Genomic DNA, 20,646 nt, shown 5'->3' on the forward strand with positions numbered 1-20,646 from the left:
TCGACTGGCGCAACCGGCTCCACCGGAGCGACTGGTTCGACCGGCGCCACCGGCTCGACTGGTGCGACTGGCTCGACTGGAGCAACAGGTGATACCGGAGCGACTGGTGCGACTGGTTCGACCGGTGCAACAGGCTCTACAGGTGCAACTGGTGCGACTGGCGACACGGGAGCGACAGGTTCGACTGGTGCAACCGGCTCGACCGGAGCAACTGGCTCGACCGGAGCGACTGGTGCAACTGGAGCCACAGGTGCGACCGGCGATACGGGAGCGACAGGTTCGACTGGAGCAACAGGCTCGACCGGAGCAACTGGCGATACCGGGGCGACCGGAGCAACGGGTGCAACCGGCTCTACAGGTGCAACTGGTGCGACTGGCTCGACCGGAGCAACAGGCTCGCCTGGTCCGACAGGGTCGACAGGTCCGACCGGCTCCGGCGGTGGCACCGGGGGTCACGGCAACAACGGCCACGGCAACGGAGAACAGCCCGCGCCGGGCAATTCCGGGGACCATAACAATGCCGACAACAGCGGACATCAGGGACAGGGCAACTCTGCCGGTGGCCAAGGCAACGGAAACGGTACCCCCGGCGGTGCCAGCATCACGTCCACCTCGCTCGGGCTCGAGGACACCAAGCAGTTCCTGCAGACCGGCTCGACTGGCGGTGGTAGTGGTTCGGGCGGCAATGTATCGTTCAGCCAGTTGATCGGCCTCGCTGCGACGTCGGTGACGACAGACCTGCTGAACGTCCTCAAGACGGTTAGCGGATTTGGCAACAACGAGAACAAGCCGTCCGGGGCGAGCACGGATCTCATCTCGGACCAGACCAAGCCTGGTGCCGGCTACGCCAGCAACGACCACGCCGTCCAGACGTCCCTGAAGGATCTCTTGAAGCCGCACGAGTGAGCATGAATGGACCACGTATGGAGACTGGTCCAAGTTTGAAAAACGGGCGCGCGGGCTTCGCTGGGAAGCGGGGTCCGCGCCGTTCAACATCCCGGACAGGGATTGGCATGAGAGTCGCACGGCGAATTAATTCGGAGTACAAGGGGGCATGATCGGAAACCTCGGTAGAGGCACTTCGGCCCGGGTACTGTCGAGTTCGCTCGCGCATCGGAAGATAAGTCTATGGCGAATATCCCCGTGAACGCCGAAATCCAGCCGGTCCCCATCCACGCCGGTTCCGCGCAAAGCGACGCAGAGGGCGTCGAGAGTACTATGGCGCGGATCCCTGGCGGTCCGGCCGAATTCGACAAGATCGGGCCACGCCTAAAGGCGATGCTGCGAGCCGCCCGCTATCACGGTGTCGAGCTCGACCCCAACGAATTCAGGGCCGCGAGCGCGGTTCCGGCCGCCGCCGATCTGTCGCAGTGGGCGCAGGACGCCGGCATGTGGTCACGCGCCGTGCGCATCCGCTGGTACCACCTCTTGCGTTTCCAGGAAGTCGGACCGGTCGTCCTGTTGTTCAACGATGGCGGCGCGGCTCTTCTTATCGGGGCGAGCGCCGAGCGAAACATCGTCTTCCTTAAAAGTGTGGATGCACCCGACGATGGTGAAGCTACCGCCATCGACGAACTGCGGCTGTCTCAGGTGTGGACAGGCGAGGCACTGCTGTTGCGCGCCGCACGATCCTATGTCGCGGCGGACGCACCCTTCACCCTTCGCTGGCTCGCCGAACTGGTGCGACTCGAGAGCCGTGCCCTGCGCGACATCACCATCGCTTCGTTCACACTCAGCGTCCTTACCATCCTGCCGCCGCTCATCGTCATGACGGTGGTCAACAAGGTGCTTCAGTTCAACAGCGTCTCGACGTTGGTGCTCTTGTCCGCGGTGATTGCCGTGGTCTTCGCCTACGAGACACTGCTTGGCCATGCGCGGCGACTGATCATCAACGTCGTCGGCGCCCGTCTGGACACCAAGCTGCAACTGCACGTCTTCAGTCGGCTCCTGCGCCTGCCGCTCGACTATTTCGAGCGTCATCCGGCCGGCGAAACGATGTATCACCTGGCCCAAGTCTATCGTATCCGCGAATTCCTAACCGGAAAACTCCTCAGCACGTTCCTGGATCTGATCACGCTCTGCGTGCTGGTACCGGTCATGTTCTACATCAACGCCACGCTCGCCTGGGTCGTGCTGGCCTGCGCGGTCGTGATCATGCTGATCATCCTAGCCTATCTCAGACCGCTGCGCCGGAGATACCAGCGGGTGGTCGAAGCCGAGACGTGGAAGTCGGCGGCGCTCGGCGAGACTGTCGTCGGAATCAAGACGGTGAAAGCGCTCGGCCTTGAGCCGCAGCGTAAGGCGCTCTGGGATGAGCGAGTGGCGGAAGCGGGAAAGGCGCGTCTCGCCTTCGGGCAGCTCGCCAACTGGCCGCAGACCCTGGTCACGCCGATCGAACGTGTGATGGTGCTCGGCACCATGCTGATCGGCGCCTATCTCGCGTTGAACGACCGTTCGGGCTACATGGTCGGCAGCCTGTTCGCCTTCATGATGATCTCCCAGCGCGTGGCGCAGCCGCTGGTCGGCCTGGCGCGACTGGTTGAGGACTACGAGGAGGTCGGTGCAGCGATCGGGGAGGCAGCGTCGGTCCTCAACCGGCCGCTGGAGAGCAGTTCGAATTCCACCGGACTGAGACCCAGGCTTGTCGGCGAGGTCGCGTTCAGCGACCTGACCTTCAGCTATATCGGTACCAAGACACCGGCGCTCGACCGGGTCAGCTTCCACATCCCAGCCGGGACCATGTTTGGCATTGTTGGGCGCAGCGGCTCGGGAAAATCGACAATCGCGCGCCTCCTGCAGGGGATCAACCGCGACTACAGCGGCTTCCTCAAGCTTGACGGCGTCGACCTCAAGGAAATCAATCTGCGCCATCTTCGCCAGGGACTCGGCGTGGTTCTCCAGGACAACTTTCTGTTCCGCGGATCGATCCGCGATAACATTATCGCCGGGCGCGCAGGCCTGACGCTTTCCGACGCCATGCGTGCCGCGCACCTCGCTGGCGCCCAGGAATTCATCGAGCGTATGCCGAATGGCTATGACACCTACATCGAGGAAGGTTCGCCCAATTTGTCAGGCGGTCAAAAACAGCGGCTGGCGATCGCGCGCGCCCTCATCCACGATCCGACCATCCTCATCCTCGACGAAGCGACTAGTGCACTCGACCCGGAGAGCGAGGCCGTGGTCAGCGCCAACCTCATCCGCATCGCCAGCGGGCGCACCATGATCATCGTTTCGCACCGGCTCTCCTCGCTGACCGAATGCGACAATATTCTGGTAATGGATCAGGGCAAGGTCCTCGACGTCGCACCGCACGCGACACTGCTCGAACGATGCGCGCTCTATCGCCAGCTGTGGTCGCAGCAGAACCGGCACCTCGACGGCCGTCGCGGCCGCCCGGTCGCTATCCCGCCGCGGTTGGTTTGACGATGCTGCGGTTCATTTGCGCTTCAGGTCCGGTAACCTATGAGTAGTACCTCGCTCACCACGCTCTCCGCTCGGCGGCATCGGATGGAAACGAGGGACCCGACGATGCCAGCCATACTCGAGTTCCAGTGGCCGTCGACGGCTGTCGCCAATGCGCCTATTCCGCAGGCGGCGCGCGGCATCGTCTGGATCATTTCAAGTCTGGTCATCGCGCTGATCGCCTTGGCAGGATTGATACCGGTCGATCAGGTTGTGACGACCAGAGGGCTCGTGGTGTCAAAATCGCCCAACATCGTCGTGCAACCGCTAGAGACCGCGATCGTGCGCTCGATCGATGTTCGTGAAGGACAGCACGTGCAGGCCGGTCAAGTGCTTGCTCGCCTCGATGCGACCTTCGCTTCAGCCGACCTCGCGGCGCTTTCGATGCAGGTTTCGACGCTTGAAGCCGAAGTGGCGCGGTTGAAGGCTGAAGCGGATGGCCAAACCTTCAACTATGACGGTCTCGACCCAAGCTGGACTCTGCAGGCATCTATCTTTGAGCGCCGCAAGGCGGTCTACGACGCCAAGGTTGAGAATTTCGACCGCCAGCGCGACGAACTCAGTTCGGTAATCTCGCGTTCGCTATCGGATGCCGATGGCTACCGCCAGCGGCTCGCGGTCGCGGGCTCGATCGAAGAGATGCGCAAGCAGCTCGAAGCAAGACAGGTGGGCAGCCGCCTCAACACACTGCTCGCCGAGGACAATCGCGCGGAAATGTCCAGGGCGCTCGGCAATGCCGAGCAGACTGCAGAAGCCGCGAAGCTCCAGCAGGCGGCGGTAGCCGCAGAGCGCAACGGCTACATTCAGGGTTGGCGAGCGGATGTTTCGCAGAGCCTTTCGGAGGCGAGCTCGCGGATCTCCGACGCCCGCGAACTTCTCAACAAGGCAAAGCTGCGCAAGCAGTTGGTTGAGTTGAAGAGCGAAGTAGACGCCATCGTTCAATCCGTGGCCAAGGTTTCGGTCGGTTCGGTCCTGCAGTCCGGCGAGCGATTGATTACGCTGGTGCCGGCCAACGCGCCGCTTGAGATCGAGACAAACATCGTCGGCCGCAGCAGCGGCTTTGTGCATGTCGGCGACCAAGTGGTCATCAAGTTCGACACCTTCCCCTATTCGCAATACGGCCTCGCTCATGGCACCGTGCGGGCGCTCAGCCCTGATTCCTTCTCTGCGCAGGAGCAAGCACGCGATCCGAACAGCTCTCTGGCAATGCTGCCATCTGACGCCGAGCCGTTCTATCGCACGCGAATTTCCATCGACCAGGTCGCCCTCCACGGCGTGCCTGCGGGTTTCACCGTCAGCCCCGGCATGCCGGTGACGGCCGACGTAAAGGTCGGCCGGCGCACAGTGCTCAAGTACATTCTCGGTGTGATGCTCCCAATCGGCCAGGAGGCGATGCGGGAGCCTTAGAGTACTGGAGGAATTAGAGGCTCGAATCGATGACAATCCTGGATCGGCTGACTGGTCTGGCCTTCCCGGCTGCGGTGTTACGTCGGGCGATCCAGCTTGCTGACAGCGGCAAGGCCGCTGAAGCCTTTCCGCTTATGGCGAAAGCGGCGCGCGCGGGGATCGTCGACGCTGAATACCGGGTCGCGCGTTGCTATCTGGAAGGCGCCGGTGTGCCACCGAGCCGTATGGAAGGCGCGCGATGGCTGCTGCGAGCAGCCAATCACGGGAGCGCGGATGCGCAGGCGCTCCTCGCCGCTCTCTACGTCACCGGGCTGGTGACGGCGGAAGCCGACGGCAAGGGAGCCGATTCGGAGCACTTGTTCAAAACTGATTCCCCGGGAAAACCAGACTTCACGGCCGCTCTCGACTTTGCCACCAAGGCGGCCGAGGCAGGCTCGGCCACGGGACAGGCGATCCTCGGTTATATCCTTACTAGCGGCCCCACATCGATGCGCGATGCCAATGCGGCCCACCGGTGGTACGAGAAGTCGGCTTCTGCCGGCTGCGCCGAAGGGTGCCTTGGCTTTGCCCTGTCGCTGGCCCGCCGCGGCAAACGCGAAAACAGAGTCCGGATTGCGGAAGAGGTAAGGCGTGCAGCCGACGCCGGCCTGCCGACCGCGACCTATCTTCTTGCGGTCCTTACCGAGCACGGGCTCGGCGTAGCATGCGACATGGCTGCAGCCGCTCAACTGTATCAGGCTGCTGCAGAGAAGGGCCTGCCCTCCGCCCAGTTTCGGTTGGGATTGGCATTGATTGATGGTGCACTCGTCGGCCAAGATGTCGCTGCCGGGGAGGCGTGGACGCGGCGTGCTGCCTTGGCCGGCAATATCGAGGCAGCCTATATGCTGGGCGATCGCTATGTGAAGACGCAGCGGCCGGATTTTGCAGAAGCCGCGAACTGGTATCGGCGGGCGGCCGAAGCGGGCCACCAAGCCGCCGCCCGCGCTTTGGCCTCGCTCTATTTGACGGGTAATGGTGTGGCTGAGGATGTCGAGGAAGGAGCACGCTGGCTGCGCTCTTCCGCAAATGGCGGCAATCAGCAGGCACAGACAGACCTCGCCAATCTTATCCTCGGAGGAGCCGGCGAGCCGGACGACGGTGCAAGCGTTGCCGGATGGTTCGAGGCGGCCGCATCATCGGGCGACCTCATCGCGGCATTCAACCTTGGGCTCTGCTTCGCCAAGGGCGTCGGCGTTCGCCAGGACGAGGGGCAAGCGGCACACTGGCTGCGGCGCGCCGCCGAAGGCGTCGCCGAGGCGCAATATATGTATGCCCGCCTCCTCCAGGATGGACGCGGCGTGGCGGCCGACCCAACTCAGGCCCGCGTGTGGTTTGCGCGGGCGGCCGACGCCGGCGTGCTCGACGCACGCGTGGCGCTCGCGGAGATGCTACTCAATGGGCGCGGAGGCATGCCCGAGCCCGAGGCTGCAATGCAGCTGTTTGAGCAGGCCGCCGCCGACGGTCACGCCGGGGCGATGTTTGCGATTGGCGCGCTGTACGGAGCCGGCCACGGCCTGCCGGTCGACCAGACAGCAGCGCAGAAATGGTACGCTGCCGCTGCCGGACGTGGGCATAGCCAAGCCCAATTTATGCTCGGACGTTATCTCTTGAAAGGCCTCGCCGGGGAGCGCGACCCGGTTGCCGCTCGCCTTTGGCTCGAACGCGCGGCTGCGCACGGGATCGGTGAAGCCGCCGACGAACTGGGGACTGCGGGCGGGTCCAACTAGTGCTGCCGTGGCTGTTAGAATGAAGCGGCGCGAAGAGGGCTGGAGGCCCGTTGGGTCAAACTGCGGCAGGCGAAATCGGCACCGAGCAGTTCGTCGAGTAGGGCAACTGCTATGGCAATGTGCGGCGTTGCCGCAGCCTGGCGCTTGGCAGCTTTGAGGGCGGAATGAACTACTGGATCTACGAGAGCCGGACCCGCGATCGAGGACGGATCCATCGAGCCGATTGCGGCTTCTGCAACGGGGGCCAAGGCACGCAGGCCAAAGCGGGGGACAGGAACGGTCGCTGGCACGGCCCGTTTGATCGAGAAGCTGCATTCGCAAAAGCAGCCCAACTCAATCGCGTCGATATGCGAGCATGCTCAATTTGTGATCCGTAGTAGCCCTAAGAGCATTCCGCGTGCTCAACCTCGTCGAGGACGTGACGCGTGAATGCCTCGCAACAATCCCGGACACGCCGATCTCCGACCGCCGGGTGGCGCGTTAACTGACGGAATCGTCCGCCGCGGCAAGCCGGCCACATATTCCTCGCTCGTCTTCCAGACCTTGGCGGCCATGCCGAGATCATCACCGCAGCCGGCTACGACGCTGCGCTGATCGAAGGCTCCGCATCTTCGCCGGTTGCTCAACCCGCGCCCACGGCGGAACAGCACCGCCAAGACTTGGTGAGGCGCGCTGGCTAGTTCACCGGCCCTGTGTCCGTCAGCAAGGCGCATACTCGCGTCATGAAGCCGCTAGTTAGTGCCAGCCGACATTGCCAACGAGAACGGCAAGCCTGAAGATCACCTAGCAGCCGCCACCATGGCGCTACACAAGGCTATGGACGGGATGGAAGCACCGGCCAAAGTGATAGAGGACGCTTTGGCTGTAGCCGTGCCTCTACGCGCTATCCAACCATTGGGGAATGGTAGCTCTGCCCTGCGGGAATGACCGACGCGGATGCCCGGGTGCAACGGCCCCTTGCAACAGTTTCACCAAAATTCAACGGACACTGTTGATCCTACTGTATCAATTGCGAAATTTAATGGCCATTTCGGTCGCCGGCGATCGACGATCTTCCACCTGCTTCCAAAGTTGCAATAGTCGAACTGCGTTGCATTGTACGCCACCTTGGCGACGTGAAGACGCCACCGACAATGTCTTTCTAGGCTCTCAAAGCTAAAGCCCAGGGGTGTCCACCGGATCGCCCCGATCGGGCTACAGTTGAGGCCTGATCGTGCGCTCAGGTCGGAGCCAGGAAGGGCGTCACTGTCGCATGGAGCAGCTGCCTCTGCCGACAGCCCGCCAATCGCGGCTCCAATACCAGGATCACGCACCCTCCCGGGTACTGACATTGGACATCGCTGCGCGATCGCGCCGAAGCGCGTTGGATGGCGGTCGTTTGGATTCCTGTGTGAAATGATCCTAGTAGGATTGCCGATTGCGCCTGCGCGCCCATAGTCGCGGCATGAAGGCGGAGTATGTTGAGCTGGTCTTACTGGAGCAGTCGCTCGCCAGCACAGACGGTATTTATCCCCCGTTTTCGGATCGAGTGAGTGACGTTGCGGAGAAAACTGGCGGATCTGTCTTGTTCGACGTTCGCGTAGAGAGCGACATTCGAATTCAGAGAATGGCGGTTATTGGGTTTGGTGTAGACGGCACCGTCGCAATCATGATGGATAAGAACGGACAGCTTATTTCCGCACCGGTGGACGCAGACAGCGACTTTCTGGTTGCCGAACTAACCGCGTGGAGTTCACTGCCGATGGCCGAGCAGGTCTGTGCCAGCTACAGCGGTGCGGCCGCGACATTGCTTGTGGAGCTTTTAGCGCCGCACACAGCATTGGTTGCTCCGACGGCGACAGATCCGTAGCCGCCCTTCCTGGCCTACCCTTTGGTTCGGCGACGGCATTCCCTTCTGGAGGCGTGTCGCGATAGGGGAATTGCCATAGCCGGTTCCAAACAGAAGCTGGCGTTTAATGTCGTCGTTGCCGTAACCATCAGCATTGGATCGCCTCCGCCCCAGGGGAACGAACCGCTCCGCTATGAGTTAGCAATTCATGATGTACACTTTGGAACCCCCCGGTCGCGGGATAGCAGCCGATATTTTGACCTTGGAACTGGCCAAGGCCAGGCAGCGAGTTAGCCGAGCCGAGCTCGCCTTGGAACGCGCCACCGAAATGCTGGATGAAGGCTGTGGCGTCGGAATCAATCTCGCGCTCTGCAGCAGGATAAGGTTCGCGCAGCGACGTGTGATCGAAGCCAGGGAGCGCCTGACGAAGATCGATTCCACCGACATGAATTGACCCCTCCTTTGGGATTGATGATCGCGACCCTCCACCTTGAACTGCGAAATGACGTTTATCGCGCCGCAATGCTCGTGCTGCTGAGGCAGCAAATGATCCGGCACAATAAGCGCACTGACGCCTCGGCTGAAAAAGTCGAGCAAGCGCTGGCTAGGTTGGCCGAAGCAAACGCACCCATGGACCGGCTCAGGCGGCATCAGTAGGGCCACGCTGATGCACGACGTCCGCATCGGCACGATGTGCGGGCGTTTGTTCGGCTGCTGCATATGACGTTCGCGCCACTGCTTCGCGCTCGGTCGAGCTGCTGCCCAGGCGAACGGGTCGAGTTGCGTCGGATTGGGCTTGCGCTTGGTCATGCCGCAACGCTCCGATCTTGACTCGCTGTCACGCAGCATGCCGACGATAGCAGAAGAACGCCCCCTCAATAGTGGATCTCGCGATGTAGCGGTCTTCCAACTCGAACCCCGAACACTCTGCAATTGTTGGCACACAGGACAGGACGCGAACGTGTAACCTCTGCCCTCGCAGGGACTGGCAGGAGTTGTAAAGACGTCTCGAGCCGTATCCGGTCCTACTCGTCCTCTTCATCGGGAACGGTTTCATCAAAGATAGCTGACCAATTCCTGGCGGTCCCGGCAGGCGAATTCCCGGCACTCCTGGTCGTCAGCACCTTGAGTTTCCGTGCCGCGGCGGCAAAACGGGTTTCTATCTCAGTTCTGGAATCTGGCCGGGAAGCAGCCGGGTCCCCCGGCAGGCGGCCGGAATCCGTGTGTGATGGGGTCAGCGCGGCCGCGGCAGTTGCCCGACTCTCATGCTCACCGATCCTGGAATACAGGCCTCCGGTCGCAGGCACGGCCATAGGCGGCAGGAACTCTGTCCGCGGTACATCGGGCACGTTGAGTTGTGAGTATTTCTCCATCGCCACATAGGGGGCCGTTGCAAAGAAACGTAGCTTTTCGCCAAGGACAGGCCTTTGTCCCTCGGCCAGGATAATCATCTTGTCAGCCGGCAGCTGTCTGATCTCCTGAGGCATCATCAGGTCACGTTCGCGGAGCTGCTCGACCTTGGTCCGCCGATGAAGCCCCATCAACTCGATGGTGCGCGACTCGGTCTTGTAGCGCACCGTCCTCTTGCCCAGCCCCTTCGAAACACTCTCGGCGGTCGCCTGATCGTTAGCGCCAAGAACAAGTTGATAGCCGCAATTGCCCATCAGCGAATGACGAGTGGTTTCACCATAAATCTCATCAAGGTTCTTGAGGTCTTGAATGACGAACGCCATTTTTATTTTGTAGCCGGCGACGTAGGGCAGCTTGCTCGTAATCTCACTGAGCTTTCGCAGCTGCCGGAACTCGTCCAACAGAAAGTAGACCGGCACGACGTGTGGATCGTGTGCGAGCAACAGCACATCGAGTGTCTGCTGGATAAAGAGCGAGAGCAGCGGCTTCAGAAGCGTGAGATCGGTGATGTTCGGCGCCAGGTAGATCGATATCGGCCGGTGCTTCAAGGCCCGAAGATCCATGTCGGTTACCGAGGTGGCCGCGATCACACGCTCGTTGCGAAACGGCCGCAGAGCCTTCTGGATGTCCAGCAGTGCGGAGGCGGCAGCCCGTTCGGACAGCGCGATGTAGGCATTGAAGCTCTCGCGTGTGAAGCGCGACAGGTAAGGTTCTCGTTCCTTGATCAGGGCCATCAGGGCCTGAAGATCGACACCGCTGTTGAAGAAGGATGTCACTTCGCCAAGGTTGCGCCGGTCACGATAGAAATCGCTTTCGTTGATGTAGCTGATCGCGCCTGCTATCGCGATTTGGGCCGTCGCCTGCCAGATCGAATTCTCCGACTCCGTGTTTTCCGGCACGAGAATGCTGGCGATATTCTGGATGTCTGTCGTGCGATCACCCCGATCCGATCTGATGAAATCAAGCGGGTTGTAACGGTGGCTTCGTTCCGATCCCGGGGCAAACAGGAACACCTGGTTTCCCTGTGCTTTCCGGTAGCCCGCCGTCGAACGAAAGATCTCTCCCTTGAGATCGGTGACAATCATCGAACCTTGATGGGTGAGCGCATTCGGGATGACGTAGGAAGCCCCCTTGCCCGAGCGTGTCGGCCCTATCACAAGATGGTGACGTTCATCTTGAACGCGCAGGATCTGTCGACCGAAGCGCCCGAGGATGTGGCCCTTTCGCCGAAACCAGTGGCCACGGCGTAGCGAGAGCAGATTTTGAAAGCTTGCATCGCCAAGAGGGTTGGAAACGGATCTAAGACCGGCATAGGCGAGCGCGCCCGCACAAACCAATGCGAGGATGACGGCGCCCAGGCTGACACGCTGCAATACAGGGCTGTCGTGATACCGGATCAGTTGCTGAAACGGCGCAAAGGGATGTTTCGTGATCGTGGCTTGAAGGATGCGGCCGTCGCCATGGAGAAGCTGCAACGCCAAGCCATAGGCGAACAGCCAGACAACAACCGCCATTACGATGCAGAACGCAACGTAGGCAATGCGATAAGCGCCGGTCACGGGTTGTCCATCGGCGAGAAATAGATTTCCGAGACGCAGCGCTTTCCGCCGTGCCGCCGAAGCTGAATGACGATCGGGATGACGCTGCGGATGTATGAGATCAGATCTGCCTTGGGATATGCGGCCGAGAGGCCCGATTGCATCACCATCATGGCGAGCTGCTCATAGGCGCCATGTGGCGTGTCGGCATGGACGGTCGACATGGATCCGGGATGGCCCGTGTTTATGGCGCGCAGAAATGAAAAGGCTTCCGCTCCCCTGACCTCTCCGACAATCAGCCGGTCCGGCCGCATGCGAAGCGAGGCCTCCAGGAGAGTCTGGATCGTGACACTGGCCGTGCCTTGATCACCTTTCGAAGCAAGCAGGTGGACAGCATTGGGCTGCGGCGGAAACAGTTCCCGCGTGTCTTCCAGCGTTATAATGCGCTCCTGCATGTCCACCGACTTCAGGCAGGCGTTCAAGAATGTGGTCTTGCCGCTCGAGGTGCCGCCGCTGATCAGGATCGACACGCGGTTGGCGATTGCAGCACGAACAAAGCCATAAACGTCGTCGCAACGCAGAACGTCGATCAGCGATCGCACAACATCACCCATGCCGCCGATCGCGACAGAAACCCGGTCGAAGGCACCGGTGTCGCGATAGTCATCGAGGGTAAAGTCGCCGACCACCTGCTTGCGGATCGAAACGGCGCCGCCGCACGGCGCGGCTGGCGGCAGCACGAACTGAATGCGTTCGCCCGAAGGAAGGGCCGCGGAGAGGACGGGGTGGGCGGGACTGATGAACTGATTGGTGGTGGCTGCCACGCGCTCGCCCATATTGGCGATTTCGGCTTCGGTCAGCTTCGGCATCGCGTGGAACTCCATATGATCGGCACCGAGCCGCTCGACATAGACATGACCAGGTTTGTTGATCGAAATTTCGATAACTTCGGGATCGGCCAGGAACGCCTGCAGCGGCTCAAGCGCCCGGTACAGGAAGTAATGCTGGTGGCTTGCAGCAAGCTCAGTCGAGGCCACGTTCATGGCGGATTTCCTTCATGGCCTCCGCCAGTGGATCTTGATAGATCGCGGAGAAATCGAGATCCTGACGGACGAAGACAAAGATGCGTTCGCCCTGGGGGACGCTGATCGTTGGCGGTATCTTGACGCTGTCGCCAAGCACCTGATTGGCCATGTCCGAAAATGTCTGGGCAATCGTGGAGCGGGCGATGTCTTGCGCGCGCTGTCCTTCGTCACTGCCGCCCGTCGCCGCCTGGCTGCCATACCCGGTGAGATAGCTGGCGCCGCCGCCAACGATCGACAGCAGGATCGCTGCCCCAAACCGTTCGCGGAACTTGTTGTCGACCCGGCCGGTGAGACCGGAGCGGCCGAGACTGTCCGCACCGATCGAGTTCAGGCGCACGCTGACGCCATCGTCGCGAAGCAGCCGTGTCCAGATGACGAAGATCCGCTTTTGTCCTTGCGTGATCTCCGATTGGTATTCGCCGATCAGGCGTGTGCCGGCGGGGATCAGAACGCGCCTGCCGTCGAAGGAATAGACGTCCTCGGATACGATCGCACGGACTTGACCCGGCAGATCGCTGACGATCGCGGTCTCCAAAATTCCGGGAATGAGCGTGCCTTCGGGAACGAGCGCGTCTATGCGCTGAATCTTCCTGGCGATGGCGGAGCGATCGCCGATGCCTGCCGCGGCTGCAAGGAATTTGCTGTTGCGGTCCTTACCAGCAACCACCGCTCCCGGCCCTCCTCCAGCCTGTGGGGCGTTCTGTTCGCCAGCGGATCCCTTGTTGTCGAACACCACCATGCTGGAGCGAAAGCGCTTCGGAAACTCATCGGCGGGGACCGCTGTTGCATCAGGGGGTTCGGGTGAAGCCGCAGGCGGTGGCGGAACATTGAACGGCGTCGTGTCGGGGCTGTCCCTGGGTGGCGCCGGCGCCGGCGGTGGCGGCGGTGGAGGCAACGCGATGATGGCGGGTTCGGCCGGTTTCGGTTGCGGTTCACCGTCGCGAACAAAAGAGGGTGGGCGAAAACTCGTGGTCGAGAATTCCTCGTCGCCGGCCAGGATGTCGCGCGGGGGTGCCTGACGGTCGGCCAGGACGAAGTATCCGGCGACAAGCCCCGACAAGATCAGGGTGCCACCGCCGATCAGATGCTTGCGGCGCATGGATGTGTCGGCGATCGCGGAATCGCCGCTGCTCGCCAAGGCCTCCAGTTCTGGACTGCGCTGGATCAATTCCCGCTCCTCCTGCGGACCGTTGCCCATTTGTCCCTGGCGGGACCAAGCACATCCGGATCGGCAGTGCCGAAGTCAGGCTTTCGCAGATTGAAGATGCAGATCCACTGGTCACCGTCGCGTAGCGTGAACTGGGTGGCGACGCCATCGACGACGATGTACTCGCCCTCCTTGCGAAAATTCCTCAAGGTCTCGGAGAAATCCGAATTGACCGCGAAGATCGCTGGAACACGCCCGGCGAACCCGAAAAAGGTCTTGCTGCCGTCGTCGAAGACCAGGGAAGGCTTCAGCCGGGCATCGCCAGAATACGAATAGTCGATGTTGACGTTGGCCTTGTCGATCCCCGCGATGTTCGGCCAGGCGACGCGCTGCTCAGCCTCTTGCCGCAAGGCAGCGTTGAGACTTTTGTCTGGATAGAAGAACCGGATGCCGAAGACCTCCTTGCCCCTGTCTGGAGCACTGTCATCCAGTTCGAGAAAGTAGATGCGCCTGTTGGTGACGACGTTCATGTTCGTCGTCACATTTCTGGCGATCGGCTTGACGAACAGGATGTTGCCCTTGTCGGCCGGCACCACCTGCCAACTGTCGCTGTCGCCCAGCGAGATGGTTTCGAATGTCTCGTCCTCGTCGAAGACGATCATTGTCGATATGCCGTAGGTGGCGGAGACCCGCACGACGTTGTTTTCCTGATAGGTGATGCTGGTCACGCGCGAATCCAGGGCGCCAGCCTTCGGGGCCTGTGCGCTGCTCGCCGGCGTGACCAGCTTGCCCAGGATCAGGATCGTCACGACAATCAGACCCCGCCTCATCCTGCTGAACCGGGCGTTACCGTTTCCTGGTCGCGGCGGTAGCTGTAGACCTGGAAGCCGAGCGGGTTTTCAAAGCGCCATTCGTTCTTGAGCGGCGTCTGGGTATAGCGAAATCTCACAACCGAGATCCAATGCCTGTCGACGGCTTCGGTGTCGCTCCTTTCGGTGGTGGAGAAGCGAACGATGGCGGTGCTGTCATTGGGGAACGACACGGATTTGATGTCGACCAGGACACGCTTCAGCCGGCCATGGACCTTCGCCGGATTTTGCGGATTTGCCGCGCTGAACAAAGTCTGGAGGTCGCGCGCGGCGTCGCCCGTCGACAACAGCGCCGCGATGCCGAAATATTCATCGATCGAAAAGGGATCATAACCCTCGCGGTTGCGAATATAGCGCACGACGTTGGCCTGGGTAACGGCCTCCTGACCGGTGAGAGTGGACGCCTTGGTCAGGCCCGACTTCACCTCGATATATCCGGTGTTTTTGTCGACTTCGACGACATACGGCTCGAAGCTTTTCAGCGGCAGCATCAGCACCACCGCCAGCAGACAAAGCAGGCCAACCGCGGCAAAGACCAGGGTGAAGAACCAGGCAATACGGCTTGAGCGCCTGGCGCGTTTGAGGATCTCATTTTCCCAGATGTCGCCATCCTGGAAATAGGATCGAAGCCCTTCGTCCGTGCTTCCGGCCATGCGTCTCATCCCGTTTGTTTCGATGCCATCTGAAGGTTTCGCGCCCCTATCGTGGATGTCCATTGGCGGTGATGGCGCGCTGCATGGCATCGCGCGACAAGGTCTGCGGGGTGTGCAGTCTTGCTTGCACGCGATGGACGGCTGCCTGCATCTGCCGGGCCGAGCCGCCCAAGGCCCTGCGACCGAACAGAACGCCCTGCATGGTCAGTGCGCGCGAGCGATGACCGACCGGAATTGACAGCCCGCCGACAATGCCCTGGGCCAGGGACTGGATCTGGATGAGCACGAAGCTGCCGGCGAGGCACAACATGATGAAGGCCCCAAGATCGCTGAGCTTCAGCTCGCGACTGCCGGAGATCTGGTTGATCTTGGTGAGCTCGGGCGCCATGGCCGCGATCAGGAAGGCGGCGATCACGTAAACGAACAGGGGAATGAGCGCGTAAAGCAGCGACTGGTTCAGCCATCCCATCGCATAGGCGCGCGTGGCATCGAAGAACATGCAGGCAATGAAGACGGGCGCGGTGCCAAGCAGGACCCACAAGATCACCTTGGCGAGGACCAGGATGCCCAGGGCCACGGCAACGAAGAGCCCGGCGAAGGCCATGATGATCATGCCGATCAAGGCAGGCAGGACGGAGAAGTAGCCGGCCTGTTCGGAAAACGTCGACGCAGCCAGATTGGCCGTCTCCCATATCTGGGAAAGGCCGTTGGTCGGTTCGGTCACGCCAGTGGCCGATGCGGACAGAACGGCGCGCCCCGCGGCCTCCGGGACCTTGGTGAGCCACAGGTAGACGAGTGTGTCGAAATTCGACCAGGTGCTCACCAGAACGAGGATGACGAAGACCCTGGCGACCCTGCCGATGATCTCGGCGGCGCTGAGCCGCGACATGCCAAGAGCGAGCTGCGCACCATAAAAGAGGACGACCAGGATGAAGAGCAGGCGAAGCAGCGGCTCGATATCCCGGCTGAGGATTTCGAACGCGCGTTCGGAGAAATTCTTGCCGGACGCATCGATGCGCTGCAGCAGCTCGCCTATGAAATTTTCCACCGCCCTGCCCTATTCCACATGATGTGCAAGCGCGTCGATCGCCGCCTGCGCTGCCCGTCTGTCCGAATTCACCGCCTGCATCGGGCCGCACTCCACGCGAGGGTCGGACGCGAAGCCGGTGAGGTTGACCGGTCGTTTGCAGGGTGCGGATTTCTCTTTCGCCGTACCGCACCCCGTCAGCACCAAGACGCCGCAGATTGCTATCAATGCGCGCCGCGACGGTCTCATCTGTAGGTGAGCGCCTTTTTCGTGTTCGAAATATCGGTCAGCCTGCGCTGGTTCTCCGCCTGCAGCGACTGGACGGCACTGTTCATGACGCCAATCATCTCGTTGAGCGTCAGTCCCGTCTGGACCTGGAGCTGCGTGTTCTGGTCAATGGAGCCTTTGATGTCCTTGGCCTGCCCGATCCCCTGACCGGCATTTTCGAGTGCTGCGCGCCGCGTCTCCACGGCCTGCCGCGAGCCGGCAATCAAGGCCGACACACCCAGGACGGTCTTGACCAGTTCCTCATAGGATTTGTCGCTGGCCAGCGAACTGTTGTCCTTGCCCGAAAGCGATTTCACCAGTTGCAGGCCGTTGATGAAGGCGGTCGCGGCCTTGGCAATTTCCGGATCCATCGATCCGAAATCCGGCATCCCGCCTTGAAGCAGGCTGTCGAGGGACGGCACCGAAGAGACACTGAAGCCATTGCCGATCGCCAGGTCCTTGAGCGCGCCGACATCGCTGCCGCGGTCCCCGGTGACTGCCTGCAGGGTCTTCTCGACCGTGGTGAGAATGTCCTTGTTGGTGTCCAGGATTTTTGCTGCCTTGTCGGCAGTGTCCTTGGCGACCGCGTAGTTGGTCTTGTCGATCACCGGGATGTCTGCCCTTGCGGAACTGACGGTGAGTGCGACGGTGGCGAGCAGGACCAAAGCATGTTTCATGGTGTTCTCCTTTTCACTGCTGGATGAGACTTCATTGCGGGGTGAGAAGCAGGCCAGGCTTTACGTCGAGACTTTGCACGCAGCCTTGCGTCTGCGTGCTCCACACCAGGCCTGTGCTGTCGTCACAAAAGCCGGCTGTAGGCGGGTCATTGTCTTGATCGCCTTTGGTGTAACGTCCCGAGCGGCTTGCGCCGGACATTTCGCTGAGCGTCAGCGCGTTGCTGGAATTGACCAGGTCGGCAACGCTCGCGCCAAGCTGGATCACGCGGTTCAACATCTCGATGTTGGCATTGCGGGCGCCGGAATTCTGATCCCAGCTGTCCTGGATCGTGCCGGTTGCCTGTGTGCCGAATTGCTGAAACCAGGAAGCGACGCCGCCTGATCCATCGTCGATGGCGCTGGTCAGCCCCATGGCGTTCAGCGTCGCGGTGCGCATGCCCGTATAGGCTTCGCCGGTGCCGCCATAGTTCAGCGGTATCCCGGACTTGTCGGAGCCGCCAAACGCCGGCAGCCATCTTTGCGTGATGTTGGCGACATAGCCTCGTGTTTCGCGAAACGGCGGAATGCCACCGTAAGTTTCGACATTGCCGGCGCCAGAATTGTAGGCGGCAAGTGCCAGCGCGACGTTGCCGTGGAAGCGCTCCAGCTGCTGCTTGTAATAACGCGCCCCGCCGCGAAGATTTTGCTCGGTACTGTAGGGATTGACGCCAAGCTCAGCGGCGGTTGCAGGCATGAGCTGCGCCAGTCCGATCGCGCCAGCGCCGGATTTGGCGCAAGGGTTGAAGCGGCTCTCCTGATAGACGAGGGCCAGGAACTGGTTCTCGTCGACGCCCTCCTCGCGCGCGATGCGTCGAACCAGTCCGGCTATGGACGGATTGGCATTGGCCGCGGCGACAGGATCGTCCGTGCGCGCCGGCCGGTAGAGCGCGCACGTGACGCTCTGATTGTTGTTCAGGCGCTCCCGATCGACGCCTTCGATCGCCGTGACCTTGCCGTTGCCCTCCTTACGTTTCTGCAACACGGTACCATCGATGGTCGGGATGTCGGCGGCGGCGGGCGAGGCAAGCAGCACCAGCAGCAGCGGGAAAGGCCGGATCATGTCGAGATCCCTCCGCCACAGAATTCCGGAAGCCATTTGGCCGGATCATCGCCAAGGCGGGCACGCAACGCCGCGCAGGCCTCGACAGTCTCCTTGCGTCCGGACAGGACTTTCAGCACGTCGGGCATTGTCGAAAGATCGAGGCGGGCAATGACGGAGTCGTTGCCATGCTTGATCAGGAAGGTCCGCCGCTCCGGCGGCGTGTTCCTGATGAACGCGAACTCCTTGGCGGTCAGGCCAAAGCGCCTGACATAGCTCTCCTCGTCGGCGCGCGGGTTGGGGAAATGCAGATTGGTCGACGACTGCTCGATCAGCGTGTTCGATTGCGGCGCCCTGGCGATGTCGGCGGCCGACTGGGTGCCGAAGCCGACGACGCCGTTCAGCTTGCGGATCGTCTTCATCTTGTCGACGATGTAGTTGGAGAAGGTCGGGTCCTGAAGCAGCTTCCAGCCCTCATCCATGAAGATCAGGACGGGATCGCCGGTAAGCAGCTCATCGAGGCGATGGTAGAGATACATCAACGCCGGCGTCCGCACCTCGGCATTGTCCAGCACATGCGTCATGTCGAAGCCGAAGACGCGGCTCTTCGAGAACGACAACACATCGCTCGGCGCGTTGAACAGCCAGCCCTTCTCGCCTTCGAACCATGGCCGAAGACGCGACTGGAGGTCATTGGCATCGGAACGCGATCGCCCCATCAGCAGGCCGGACAGGTTGGCCAAAGTGCGCTGCTCGATCGGCTCCTGGCAGATCCGGCCGATTGCCTGTTCCAAAATGTCCTCTTCCTCCTGGGAGAAGCCTCGTCCATCGGTGGACTGGAGCATCACCTTGAGAAGGCGCTGCAGAAATTCGCGGTTTGCGGGAGTGTTCTCCATCTGAAGAGGATTGAAGCCGGTGCTGATGCCGGGCCGCAGGACCTCATAGGCGCCGCCCACCGCGCGGATGAAGATCTCGGCGCCGCGGTCCTTGTCGAAAAAGACCGCCCGCGGCTCTGGCGAAATCCGAAGCGCCTGGGCAAGCAGGAATGTCAGCACGACCGTCTTGCCCGATCCCGTGGGGCCGGTGACGAGAAAATGCCCGATGTCGCGCTGGTGGAAGTTGAACCAGTAGGGCGTCTGCGACGTCGTCTCGAGAATGCAGATCGGCAGACCCCAATGAGTGCCGGTCGCCCTTCCCGTCGCGAAATTGTGCATCGAGGAAAAACCGGCGAAGTTGGCGCTCGACAGCATCGACGAGCGGGCGATGTAGCTGTGGTTGCCCGGCAGCTGCGACCAGAACGAAGCCTCCATGTTGAGGTCTTCGCGCAGCCAGTTGATGTTCATGTCGGTGAGGCAGGCGCCGAGCTCCGATACCGACTTGTCGACGCCGCTCAGGTCGCGCGCCAGGCACAGCAGGCTCAGATGATGGTATCCGAAAACAGCCTCCTGGTTGACGAGGCTGTTGAAGGCAAAATCGATGTCGGTCTCGACCGTGCTGCCGGCTTCGTCGGAGGCCTGGATCTGCCGCTGCAGCCTTGCAATGCGCTCCTGTGCGATCGGCTTGTCGGCGATCGTGAACGACTGGGTCAGGATGAATTCGTGGTTGAGATGGAGCAGTCCATCCAGCATTCCCGGCCCCGAGAATGGCGGATATTCCTTTATCGACAGGATCGCCCCGAAGCGGCTGTCGGCCAGGGTGGGTGCCTGCGCCTGCAGCGTCCGCTTGGAAAAATGCAGGCGTGATGTGCCGACAAAATTGCGAATGGCCATGCGCGGCAGGCGCATGGCCCGCGATGTCCCGCAGGTCAAAAGCGTGTTGAAGAACGCGCAGGGCTCGGAATAGGGCTCGCCGTCGCGGTAGACGATGCCAAGGACACGAGCCCCATATCTTTGCAGCTCGCGCGTGACGTTGCCTGTCACTTCCTCAAGCTCGCCGATGCGCTCACGGCGCCGCTGCGCCTGCGTCTCCCGATCCGACGACCAGTCGAACAGCCTGGCGACGGATTCAGCGGCCCCCAATGCGCCTCGCATCCGGGCACGCACCACCGTCAGGTAGAGGCCGTTGGTGAACATGCGCCGTTGCTTGAGGCCGGCCATGTAGCGCGTGTTGAGCATGTCGCAGAACGGATCCGAGAACGAGCCGCCAATCGAAGGGCTGACCTCTTTGCGAATGATGGTCGACCAGAGCGAATAGCGGCTCGAACCAAGCGCGCGGATCATCGTGTTCTGCACGCTGGCGCGCATGTTGAGCTCGGCCTGGTCCTCGGTCTGGAAAAACAGGCCATCGAGCTTGATCACGGAGACCAGGGCCCCGCTCTCCAGACCGATCACGCTGTTTGCCAGGTGGCGCATGTAGGGCACGTGCGTTGCCATTGGTCTTTCGCGGCGGCGCTCGCGTCCAAAGCCCAGTTCTTCCATGACGACGTTCAACAT

The 20,646-nt window shown here is 61.6% G+C and carries 14 protein-coding genes and 1 pseudogene; 5 read left to right on the forward strand and 10 right to left on the reverse strand.

The features are described from left to right. The 5 genes and pseudogenes from BLS48_RS23625 to BLS48_RS23645 all read left to right on the forward strand — a co-directional run. Positions 1-906 (forward strand): annotated as a pseudogene (locus tag BLS48_RS23625) (collagen-like protein); the annotation flags it as partial. 222 nt (positions 907-1,128) lie between these two features. Continuing rightward, positions 1,129-3,423, forward strand: coding sequence for a peptidase domain-containing ABC transporter (locus tag BLS48_RS23630; RefSeq protein WP_244529812.1), 2,295 nt, complete (start codon positions 1,129-1,131; stop codon positions 3,421-3,423). A gap of 105 nt (positions 3,424-3,528) precedes the next feature. Then, positions 3,529-4,869 (forward strand): HlyD family type I secretion periplasmic adaptor subunit, encoded by a 1,341-nt coding sequence (locus tag BLS48_RS23635; protein WP_244529813.1) that lies wholly within the window; start codon positions 3,529-3,531, stop codon positions 4,867-4,869. Between the two features lie 29 nt (positions 4,870-4,898). Continuing rightward, a complete protein-coding gene (locus BLS48_RS23640) occupies positions 4,899-6,635 on the forward strand; it encodes a tetratricopeptide repeat protein (RefSeq protein ID WP_091582892.1) in 1,737 nt (578 codons plus the stop codon). Positions 6,636-8,052: 1,417 nt separating this feature from the next. Beyond that, a complete protein-coding gene (locus BLS48_RS23645) occupies positions 8,053-8,484 on the forward strand; it encodes a hypothetical protein (RefSeq protein WP_244529814.1) in 432 nt (143 codons plus the stop codon). Between the two features lie 177 nt (positions 8,485-8,661). Here the strand turns inward: BLS48_RS23645 and BLS48_RS35750 are convergent, their stop codons facing one another. The 10 genes from BLS48_RS35750 to BLS48_RS23705 all read right to left on the reverse strand — a co-directional run bounded on the left by BLS48_RS35750 (position 8,662) and on the right by BLS48_RS23705 (position 20,646). After that, complete coding sequence (locus BLS48_RS35750) at positions 8,662-9,273, reverse strand: hypothetical protein (RefSeq protein WP_167365226.1); 612 nt, start codon at positions 9,271-9,273, stop codon at positions 8,662-8,664. A gap of 215 nt (positions 9,274-9,488) precedes the next feature. Further along, complete coding sequence (locus tag BLS48_RS23660; protein WP_425284736.1) at positions 9,489-11,432, reverse strand: type IV secretory system conjugative DNA transfer family protein; 1,944 nt, start codon at positions 11,430-11,432, stop codon at positions 9,489-9,491. Further along, the gene (gene virB11, locus BLS48_RS23665; protein ID WP_091582902.1) at positions 11,429-12,454 is read right to left on the reverse strand and encodes a P-type DNA transfer ATPase VirB11; all 1,026 of its coding nucleotides are present in this window, start codon (positions 12,452-12,454) and stop codon (positions 11,429-11,431) included. Before virB11 ends, BLS48_RS23660 begins: the two co-directional genes overlap by 4 nt. After that, positions 12,435-13,661 (reverse strand): type IV secretion system protein VirB10, encoded by a 1,227-nt coding sequence (virB10, locus tag BLS48_RS23670; protein ID WP_091583187.1) that lies wholly within the window; start codon positions 13,659-13,661, stop codon positions 12,435-12,437. The genes virB11 and virB10 overlap by 20 nt, the downstream gene beginning before the upstream one ends. Beyond that, positions 13,661-14,473 (reverse strand): TrbG/VirB9 family P-type conjugative transfer protein, encoded by an 813-nt coding sequence (locus BLS48_RS23675; RefSeq protein WP_091582904.1) that lies wholly within the window; start codon positions 14,471-14,473, stop codon positions 13,661-13,663. Before BLS48_RS23675 ends, virB10 begins: the two co-directional genes overlap by 1 nt. After that, positions 14,470-15,165 (reverse strand): VirB8 family type IV secretion system protein, encoded by a 696-nt coding sequence (locus BLS48_RS23680; protein WP_091582907.1) that lies wholly within the window; start codon positions 15,163-15,165, stop codon positions 14,470-14,472. Before BLS48_RS23680 ends, BLS48_RS23675 begins: the two co-directional genes overlap by 4 nt. Before the next feature lie 46 nt (positions 15,166-15,211). Continuing rightward, positions 15,212-16,213: a TrbL/VirB6 family protein gene (locus BLS48_RS23685; RefSeq protein WP_091582910.1), complete on the reverse strand. Its 1,002-nt coding sequence runs from the start codon at positions 16,211-16,213 to the stop codon at positions 15,212-15,214. A 224-nt stretch (positions 16,214-16,437) separates the two neighbouring features. Next, positions 16,438-17,136: a type IV secretion system protein gene (locus tag BLS48_RS23695; RefSeq protein ID WP_091582916.1), complete on the reverse strand. Its 699-nt coding sequence runs from the start codon at positions 17,134-17,136 to the stop codon at positions 16,438-16,440. Between the two features lie 31 nt (positions 17,137-17,167). After that, positions 17,168-18,235 (reverse strand): lytic transglycosylase domain-containing protein, encoded by a 1,068-nt coding sequence (locus BLS48_RS23700; RefSeq protein ID WP_091582919.1) that lies wholly within the window; start codon positions 18,233-18,235, stop codon positions 17,168-17,170. After that, the gene (locus BLS48_RS23705) at positions 18,232-20,646 is read right to left on the reverse strand and encodes a VirB4 family type IV secretion/conjugal transfer ATPase (protein WP_091582922.1); all 2,415 of its coding nucleotides are present in this window, start codon (positions 20,644-20,646) and stop codon (positions 18,232-18,234) included. Before BLS48_RS23705 ends, BLS48_RS23700 begins: the two co-directional genes overlap by 4 nt.

The organism is Mesorhizobium qingshengii, from assembly GCF_900103325.1.
In the GTDB taxonomy this organism is placed as follows: domain Bacteria; phylum Pseudomonadota; class Alphaproteobacteria; order Rhizobiales; family Rhizobiaceae; genus Mesorhizobium; species Mesorhizobium qingshengii.